The organism is Pontibacter sp. HJ8 (assembly GCF_054824225.1).
In genome coordinates, this window is record NZ_JSYF01000302.1 from 4736 (window position 1) to 12309 (window position 7574).

The window sequence follows — 7574 nt, forward strand, 5'->3', positions numbered from 1 at the left end:
GGAAATCAGGCTGCTCCACGAAAAAATTGACCACCTGATCGTTCACCAGAACCAGCGGCTACTCGAGATACAACAAATTCAGGTAGACCTGATGGAAGATATACTGAACCGGTTCAAACGCTAAGGGGAGGGCAGATATAAAAAGCAATACACCCTGCAACTAGATCCTGGCAGCTACCGGGGTTGCCAAAGGATCAACCCCGTTCCAGAAGCCCTGACTATCGACCGGTTTAAATCGGGCAAAGAGTTCTTCGCTGTACCATTTTTTTGCACGAGTCCGTTTGATGACTTCCAGGTGCAGCGGATCTTGATAAGCAAACTGTTTCATCGCCTCTATTGATTCCCATACGCTGAACGTAGCTTGCCGTACCAGCGGCAACTCTCCCAGACCGATGGAGCAGATCAGCCCTTCGGCCTTCTCCAGCGCTTTGCTAGTTTTGGGGGTATAGCGCCAAAAATCCGGTAAGGCCAACCAGTTGATGGAAGCACGCGTCAGTACGGCCACAGGGCCATCCGGTTTTTCCGGTTGCAGCTGGGGCGTAAAAGGCTGCAGCTTATCCCAAAGCCCATGCGCCTGCAGCGGGAGTAGTTTCACGGTCCAGATTTCGTTGCTATGCAGGCGGTACTCGAGCATCAGTTCCGAACGTTCCAGGAATTCATCAGCTGCCTCCTCGCTTTCCCAGGTGCACAGCAGGCCATAGCGTTTCAGGTTAGGTTTGATGCTGAAGCCTTTGCCATGCCCGCTGCCCAGCAGCTTGAAAAATAAGATACCCGGAACCTGGTTAAGTTGCGCACCGGAGGTACCCATCTGGGCTAATCCCCATCGGATGTGGCCGTCCCTGAAACCGAAAAGGGTCAGGGTGGTGAGGCGGTCGGTTTTACTGGTGAAGGATCGCAAGGGTAGTTGGAATTAAAAGGGTAGGAGGAACAGCAAGTTATAAAATGCTTTCAGCAAAAACACCTGCCATACACAATTGTTCGGCAGGTGCTTCAGTTTTTATGTACGCTTCCGGGTGAAGGCTACATATTGATCTTTTTGTTTTCGCCCGGATCATAGCTCTCTCCGGATAACGTCGCTTTGACAAAACCGATCAGGTGCGTCACGGCGCTATTGGGTGAATCCCAGTATTCAGCGTTCTCAATCACAACTTTAATAAGCCCTACATTGGGATCGTCTTTACCGCCTGGGAACCATGCTTTTAACGCAGGTGACCACAACTCTTCTATTTTGGCTCTGTCCTTGGTAAGGGTCGCTTTGCCCGAAACGGATACAAACACGTTGTCTGAAGGTTTCGCGTAACTGAGATTAACATGGGAGTCATGTTCTATCTCGTGCGACTTGCCGGACTCATAACCGGTAAAAAACCACATCACCCCGTCCTCACTTACTTTTTGCGTACTCATGGGGCGGCTACGAAGGCATCCATCGTCATCGACGGTGGTCATCATCGTGAAGTCTATGTCCTTGATGAGTTCTATTAACTTATTCAGATTCTCTTTTGGTTCGTTTTTCATAGCGATAATGTTGTAAATTGGATTTGTAATTGAGTACGGGAGCATCCTGCAAAGAGTTGGTCTCCCATACCTGCCTGCTTTACAACCAGGCAAAAAAGTATTTGTTATACCAATACCGAATTAACTTGAATTACCTGGCCCATATATTTCTATCCGGCAGCGACGAAGAACTCCTGCTGGGCAACTTCATAGCCGATGCTGTCAAAGGAAAGCAGGCCGCCCGCTATAGCCCGGGTATAGCCCGCGGCATCAGGCTGCACCGCCTGATCGATACCTATACCGACACGCACCCGGTGGTTGGGGAGACAAAGGCCCGGCTGCGGCCACTTTATAAGAAGTATGCCCCTGTAGTGGCCGATCTGTATTTCGATCATTTCCTGGCAAGCCGGTTTGAAGAGTTTTCGTCTGAGTCGTTGGAGAGCTATACCTCCCGCATTTATACCATGATCAACCGGCATCTGGAGCATCTGCCGGAGCAGGTACAGTATTTCTTTCCTTACATGATGAAGCAGAACTGGCTGCTTTCCTATGCCGAGATAGCAGGTATAGGGCAGGCCTTGGGCGGGCTCAGCAGGAGAACGACTTTTGAATCAGGTATGGAGACGGCAGGAGAGGAGTTACGCCTGAATTACAGGCTATATAATGCGGATTTTTCTGTTTTCTTTCCGGAACTGATTGCCTATGTGGGAGAGGTGAAGCAGGGACTTGAGTAAATAAAAAAGGAGCTGCCCTTGCGGGAGCTCCTTTTTTGAAAGTTTTTATTCTTAATGGTGATGGCCGCCTTCGCCGTGTACGTGGCCGTGGTCCAGCTCTTCTTGTGTAGCGTCGCGGACTTTCTCCACTTTGCCTTTGAAGTTAAGCTCTTTGCCGGCCAGCGGATGATTGAAGTCCATTACGACCACATCGTCTTTAATTTCAGCGACACGGCCCTGTAGCTGGTTGCCTTCGCTATCTGCCATCGGGATGAAGTTGCCCTCCTCCAGCATGTTGTCCGGCACGTTGCCTTCTATCTCAAACACACTTTTGGGAAGCTCCACTACCGCATTCTGATCATAATCACCATAGCCATCTTCAGCTTCCAGTTTGAAGTCAAAAGCATCACCGGCATTCAGTCCGTCCAGGTTCTCTTCAAATTGTTCCGGGAGGCCGCTCATGCCGTATATGAATACCATCGGATTATCATCATTTGCTATTTCTACGAGGCTCTGCTCACCTTTTTCGTTTTGAATACGAAGCTCGTACGAGAGCGTAACCACCTTGTTTTTTTCAATTTTCATGGGTTTATTTTTTTATTTCGCGTCAGAAAGGTAGAAAGTTTAACCGGAGAACCATAGCGCTTGAAATACTTTCTGAACCTGTCTGCAGCCTTGTCTGAATTTATTTTACTCTATTACCTACGTTAGGGCAGGCTCTCAGTTAGTTCCCAGGCACTTTTATATGCCCCGATACTTTCCATATAGGTCAGCATATCCGCAAAGAAAGGATGGAGGGACAAGGTAGCGCTATCGCCCACCATGATCAGCTTTTTGCGGGCACGAGTCATGCCTACGTTCATGCGCCTGATGTCTGCCAGAAACCCGATCTCGCCTCTGTCGTTGCTCCGTACCATGCTGATGCAGATGATATCGCGTTCCTGCCCCTGGAAACTATCGACCGTACCGATGGACAATTGCCGCTTTTTGACCAGCTCATGCAGCTGCGGCGTGTGCTCTACCTTATCCTGGAGGTAGTTGATCTGGGCACGGTAAGGCGCAATCACTCCGATTTTCAAAGGAGCCACTTCCTCATCTTCCTGGTAATTGCGGAGCAGAAGTGAGAGGTGGTTGAGCAGCAGATCAGCCTCTTCGGGGTTGGCGGAGCTCATGGTTTCGGGCATGTCCGTTTCGTTAAAGCCACAGCCTGCCGTATCGATGAACTCGACCGCCATGTCCGGCGCAAAAATCGAACTGTAGCCATGCAGGTCGCTGCTATGGACGCTTTCGTGTGCCACCAGTTCGCCGTTGTAGAACTGCTGGTTCGAAAACTCCATGATCTGATGATGCATGCGGTACTGCGTCTTGAGCATGACCGATACATTCGGCTGCCGCTCGATGCACTTCTCAAACATGGTCACGCTCAGGCCGCCTTTCTCCGCTTCCAATGACTTAACAGTAGGCGGAAGCTGCCGGTGATCGCCGGCCAGTACCACGCGGTTGGCACGCGTAATCGGCACCCAGCAGCCGGGCTCCAGCGCCTGGGCCGCTTCGTCTATGAACACGGTATCGTAGCTCAGGTGGCGTATGGCCTTGTTAGAGGCACCCACCAGCGTACAGGTGATGACCTGCACGTTGTCGAGCAGGTCATCCGTGATGTAGTGCTCCACACTATCGGCTTCATCCAGCAGGCGCTGGCTTTCGGCTTTGTAAAGTTGCCTTTGCGCGCGCTCCTGGTGCCCGAACTGCCGCTTGAACTGGAAGGCCATGCGCTTATACTCGGCAGCTGTCTTACGCAGATTCTTCAGATCCTTGAAAGCACGGTGCGCCATAACCTGCGCATCCAGTGTATGCTCCAGCAGCACATCCGACACCCGCGAAGGGTTTCCGATCCGGATCACATTGACGCCCTCATTGGCCAGTTTCTCCGTGAGCAGGTCGACGGCCGTGTTGGAAGGAGCCGTTACCAGCAGACGCTTCTGCGTTTTCAAGGTATGGAGTATCGCCTGTACCAGCGTAGTTGTTTTGCCGGTACCCGGAGGACCGTGAATGATGGCTACATCCCGGGCCTGGGCTATTTTACGTACCGCATCATTCTGGGACTCATTGAGCACCTGAATTTCATCCAGAGGCTCATCTGTGAAGGTAGCTGGTTTGATGCCCAGGAGTATATCGCGCAGCTCCGCCAGGCGGTTGCCCTGCGCTTCCTGCACCTTTTTCATCGCATACTCCATCTCGCGGTAGCTCATCTCGTCAAAGGTCAGCTCCACACCCAGTTTGCCCCCATCCACCCAGTCGGGCAGGTCCTCCTTGTTGGTCGCCAACAGTACTTTGTTGCGCTTGAGGCCCACTACCACGCCACTCAGGCTGGTCCGTTCGCCGTTGTTACCAAAAAGCGAAGCCGTTTTGCCGGTCTGAAACAGGTGCAGCTGGTCGCGGTCCGAAGTACGCTCCAGTTCCAGCACCACCTTGTTGCCAAACCCTATCTCTTCTTTGGAAATCACCACCGGATACCAGCACAAACCCATGGCCTTCCGCTCCTTAATGGTGCTTTTAAGGGCTTTGAGTTTATACTGCTGCCGGTCTTCTTCCTGTTCTATTTTGAGCAGTTCCTGTACCTGCTTCAGTTCCTTGAAAATATCGATCATCTAAATCAAAAAAGAAAGGCTGGTGTAGAAGCGCCAGCCTTGTCATTTGCTTTTATTTCAAACATGTCCGCCTGCTGAAAGGCATCGTTTTATAACAAAAAGTATACGGTAAATAATTCCTGTTCCAATGAGAATGTATCCTGAATTACCTATACCTGATTTTCGGAATACATTTTGCCGCGATACCAACGCTGCTTACGTGGCTAGGCTTTCTTGCGTTTTTTGGGAGCAGCTTTTTTGCTGAGTCGTACCTGCAGGAAAACGGCATAAAGAAACAATATAAAGCCTACGACGGAGAGGATAGCAATAACCCTGTCCTTGCCGTAACGCACCTCGTCGGTTGCTTTCAGCTGCTCCTGCAGATCCAGGATGACACGTTCCCGCTTTTTGCTCTGGCTCTGCAGCGTCTTGATCTGGCCCTGCAGGTCTGCTATACGGTTGTTGATCAGGCGCTCGTCCTGTACTGTCTGTTTGCCTGTGCGCTGGCTTTCAACGGTGCTTTCTGCAATCTTCCGGATACTGACCTCTTTCACAGCTGAGATCAGTTCAGAATCCTTCCGGATAATTTCTTTGAGCGTGTTGACGATATTGATCAGGTCTTTCTTGGACTGCTTGCCCCAGAAACTGCTGTTTTGCTGGCTGTAATACTGATATTCCAATATCAGTTGTTCGCGCTCACTCATCAGGCGGGCCAGCTTGTCCTCTTTAACCTGTTGCTGCTGTTGCGTCTGTGTCTGTTGCTGAGTCTTTGTCTGATCCTGTGCCTGTACGCCTCCAAACCAGAGGCAGCAAAAAAAGATTGCCAGTAGTTTCCTCATCATTATACCGTTGATTTACTTTATCACGCAAAGATGGGCAACCTTATTGGATTAGGTGAAATTTATTTTGACAGGGTCTTTAAAAAAGTAAGCATCAGCACGGACAAAACGAGCCGCATTTGCCAGATCCTGAGGCGCCAAAAAAGCCGTTCCAAAAGTTGCGGCAACAAAAGAAATTAAGGCACAGTCCGCAAGGAGTCATTACCAAAAGCCTGGGCCTTCTGCGCATACAGATGGCCCGGGCTTTTATGGATTTAATCTTATAAATTTAATCTTTCGGCCCCGAGCAACAAAAGATCGGGTATACAGGAAAAATTTCGCTTAAGAAACGATGCTTACTCTGAATTTCCGGCCCTTGATCTTGCCATTGCCGAGTGCTGTCACAATGTGCTGGCTGTGGCTGGTCGGTACGGCTACAAAGCTGGCCTTGTCCTGTACTTCGATCTTGCCGATCTGGTCGGCTTTCAGGCCTGCTTCGGCGATCAGGGCACCTACTATGTCGCGGGGGCTGAGTTTATCTTTTCTGCCGGCATTGATGTGCAGGGTTGTGAAGTCTTCCGCCACCTCAGGCGTTGCCTCCGAGGCGCGTGCAGCCAGCAAATCGGGTGTAAGCCATTCGTCCATACGCACCAGGCCCCATTCGCGCAGCGTCTTCTCGTCGCGTTGTGTAGCAAAGGTATACACTACACCGTTTCTGCCTGCCCGGCCGGTACGGCCGCTGCGATGCAGGTAGGCAGCTTCGTCATCAGGCAGTTCGTAGTGGATGATGGTATTGAGGGATGCGATGTCGAGGCCGCGTGCTGCCAGATCGGTAGCTACCAGTACCTGCGTGGTGCTGTTGCGGAAGAGGGTCATGGCTTTGTCACGGTCCGGCTGCTCCATACCGCCGTGCAGCGCATTGGCTGCAAAGCCCTGTTGGCGGAGCATACCGGCTACCTCATCCGAAGCCCCTCGGGTATTACAGAAAACAACCGTACCTGCCGGATTTATACCTTTTAACAAAGCCAGGAGAGCCTGCTGCTTTTCGGCCTGCTGCACTTTTATACCCATCAGTTTAACCTGGTCAGGTATAGCATTGGGTGATACCTGTACGAACTGCGGCTTCTGCAGCGATTCGGTTATCAGTTTGTTCACGGCTTCCGGCATGGTGGCCGAAAATAGGATAGACTGTCGCTTGGGCGGCAGAGCTTCTATGATCTGATCCAGCTCTTCGGCAAAGCCCATTTCCAGCAGTTTGTCTGCTTCGTCCAGCACCAGCTGTTTCACCTGGCTCAGGTCAAGCGTGCGCCGGTATAAATGGTCCGTGAGTCTGCCAGGTGTACCCACCAGCACTTGTGGCGGGAAGGCAAGCGATGCCCGCTCTTGGGAAAAGGCGTGCCCACCGTAAAAAGCACTGATCTTCAGGTTGGAGATCTGCTGTGCAAATTGTTTCAGCTCCTGGCGCACCTGCACGGCCAGTTCCCGGGTAGGCACAATGATCAATGCCTGAACCGCCTGCAGTTCCGGGTTGACCTGGTGCAGGATGGGCAAGCCATAGGCGGCTGTTTTACCGCTGCCGGTTTCGGCCTGTCCTGCGACATCGTTTCCTTTCAGCAGGATCGGAATGGCGGCTTGCTGAATGGGAGTGGGGGTATGATAATTCAGCCCGGCTAATTGCTGCAGCAGGGCAGGGCTGAGTTTAAAATCTTCAAAAGATGACATAGGTATAAGTACGTTCGCAGCAAAGGTACGCATTTAAGCTCCTATTACGCACATGCACCAGATCCGTCCTTGTACTCCTTTTTGAACTTGCCATCTTCTTTGATTTTCTAACTCCCATACCTTGAACAGTGCCGGCAGAAGCACCTAAAGACATTGGAGTCAGGATGAGTTAGGTATAGGTATAGGTATAGGTATAGGTA

7 protein-coding genes are annotated in these 7574 nt (G+C 51.2%); 1 reads left to right on the forward strand and 6 read right to left on the reverse strand.

Going from position 1 to position 7574, the window contains the following annotated elements:
• Window positions 1-160: 160 nt before the first annotated feature.
• A complete protein-coding gene (locus tag OB13_RS13655) occupies window positions 161-898 on the reverse strand; it encodes a spheroidene monooxygenase (RefSeq protein WP_461490723.1) in 738 nt (245 codons plus the stop codon).
• 122 nt (window positions 899-1020) lie between these two features.
• On the reverse strand, window positions 1021-1515 hold the full coding sequence (locus OB13_RS13660; RefSeq protein ID WP_461490724.1) for a pyridoxamine 5'-phosphate oxidase family protein: 495 nt from the start codon (window positions 1513-1515) through the stop codon (window positions 1021-1023).
• A 125-nt stretch (window positions 1516-1640) separates the two neighbouring features.
• On the opposite strand from OB13_RS13660, the gene OB13_RS13665 reads away from it, so the two are divergent.
• The gene (locus OB13_RS13665; RefSeq protein WP_461490725.1) at window positions 1641-2228 is read left to right on the forward strand and encodes an acyl carrier protein phosphodiesterase; all 588 of its coding nucleotides are present in this window, start codon (window positions 1641-1643) and stop codon (window positions 2226-2228) included.
• Window positions 2229-2279: 51 nt separating this feature from the next.
• On the opposite strand, the gene OB13_RS13670 is transcribed toward OB13_RS13665, so the two are convergent.
• The 4 genes from OB13_RS13670 to OB13_RS13685 form a co-directional block, all read right to left on the reverse strand.
• Complete coding sequence (locus OB13_RS13670; protein WP_461490726.1) at window positions 2280-2792, reverse strand: FKBP-type peptidyl-prolyl cis-trans isomerase; 513 nt, start codon at window positions 2790-2792, stop codon at window positions 2280-2282.
• Between the two features lie 122 nt (window positions 2793-2914).
• On the reverse strand, window positions 2915-4855 hold the full coding sequence (locus OB13_RS13675) for an AAA domain-containing protein (protein ID WP_461490727.1): 1941 nt from the start codon (window positions 4853-4855) through the stop codon (window positions 2915-2917).
• 203 nt (window positions 4856-5058) lie between these two features.
• Window positions 5059-5676 carry a hypothetical protein gene (locus tag OB13_RS13680; protein WP_461490728.1) on the reverse strand — a complete coding sequence of 206 codons (618 nt, stop codon included), beginning with the start codon at window positions 5674-5676 and terminating at the stop codon, window positions 5059-5061.
• Between the two features lie 318 nt (window positions 5677-5994).
• A complete protein-coding gene (locus OB13_RS13685) occupies window positions 5995-7374 on the reverse strand; it encodes a DEAD/DEAH box helicase (RefSeq protein WP_461490729.1) in 1380 nt (459 codons plus the stop codon).
• Window positions 7375-7574 lie beyond the last annotated feature (200 nt).

Bases quoted from the DNA above. Each gene is read 5' to 3' on its own strand.
- OB13_RS13670 (WP_461490726.1), bottom strand. From the start codon at position 2,792: ATGAAAATTGAAAAAAACAAGGTGGTTACGCTCTCGTACGAGCTTCGT.
- OB13_RS13680 (WP_461490728.1), bottom strand. From the start codon at position 5,676: ATGATGAGGAAACTACTGGCAATCTTTTTTTGCTGCCTCTGGTTTGGA.
- OB13_RS13685 (WP_461490729.1), bottom strand. From the start codon at position 7,374: ATGTCATCTTTTGAAGATTTTAAACTCAGCCCTGCCCTGCTGCAGCAA.
- OB13_RS13675 (WP_461490727.1), bottom strand. From the start codon at position 4,855: ATGATCGATATTTTCAAGGAACTGAAGCAGGTACAGGAACTGCTCAAA.
- OB13_RS13660 (WP_461490724.1), bottom strand. From the start codon at position 1,515: ATGAAAAACGAACCAAAAGAGAATCTGAATAAGTTAATAGAACTCATC.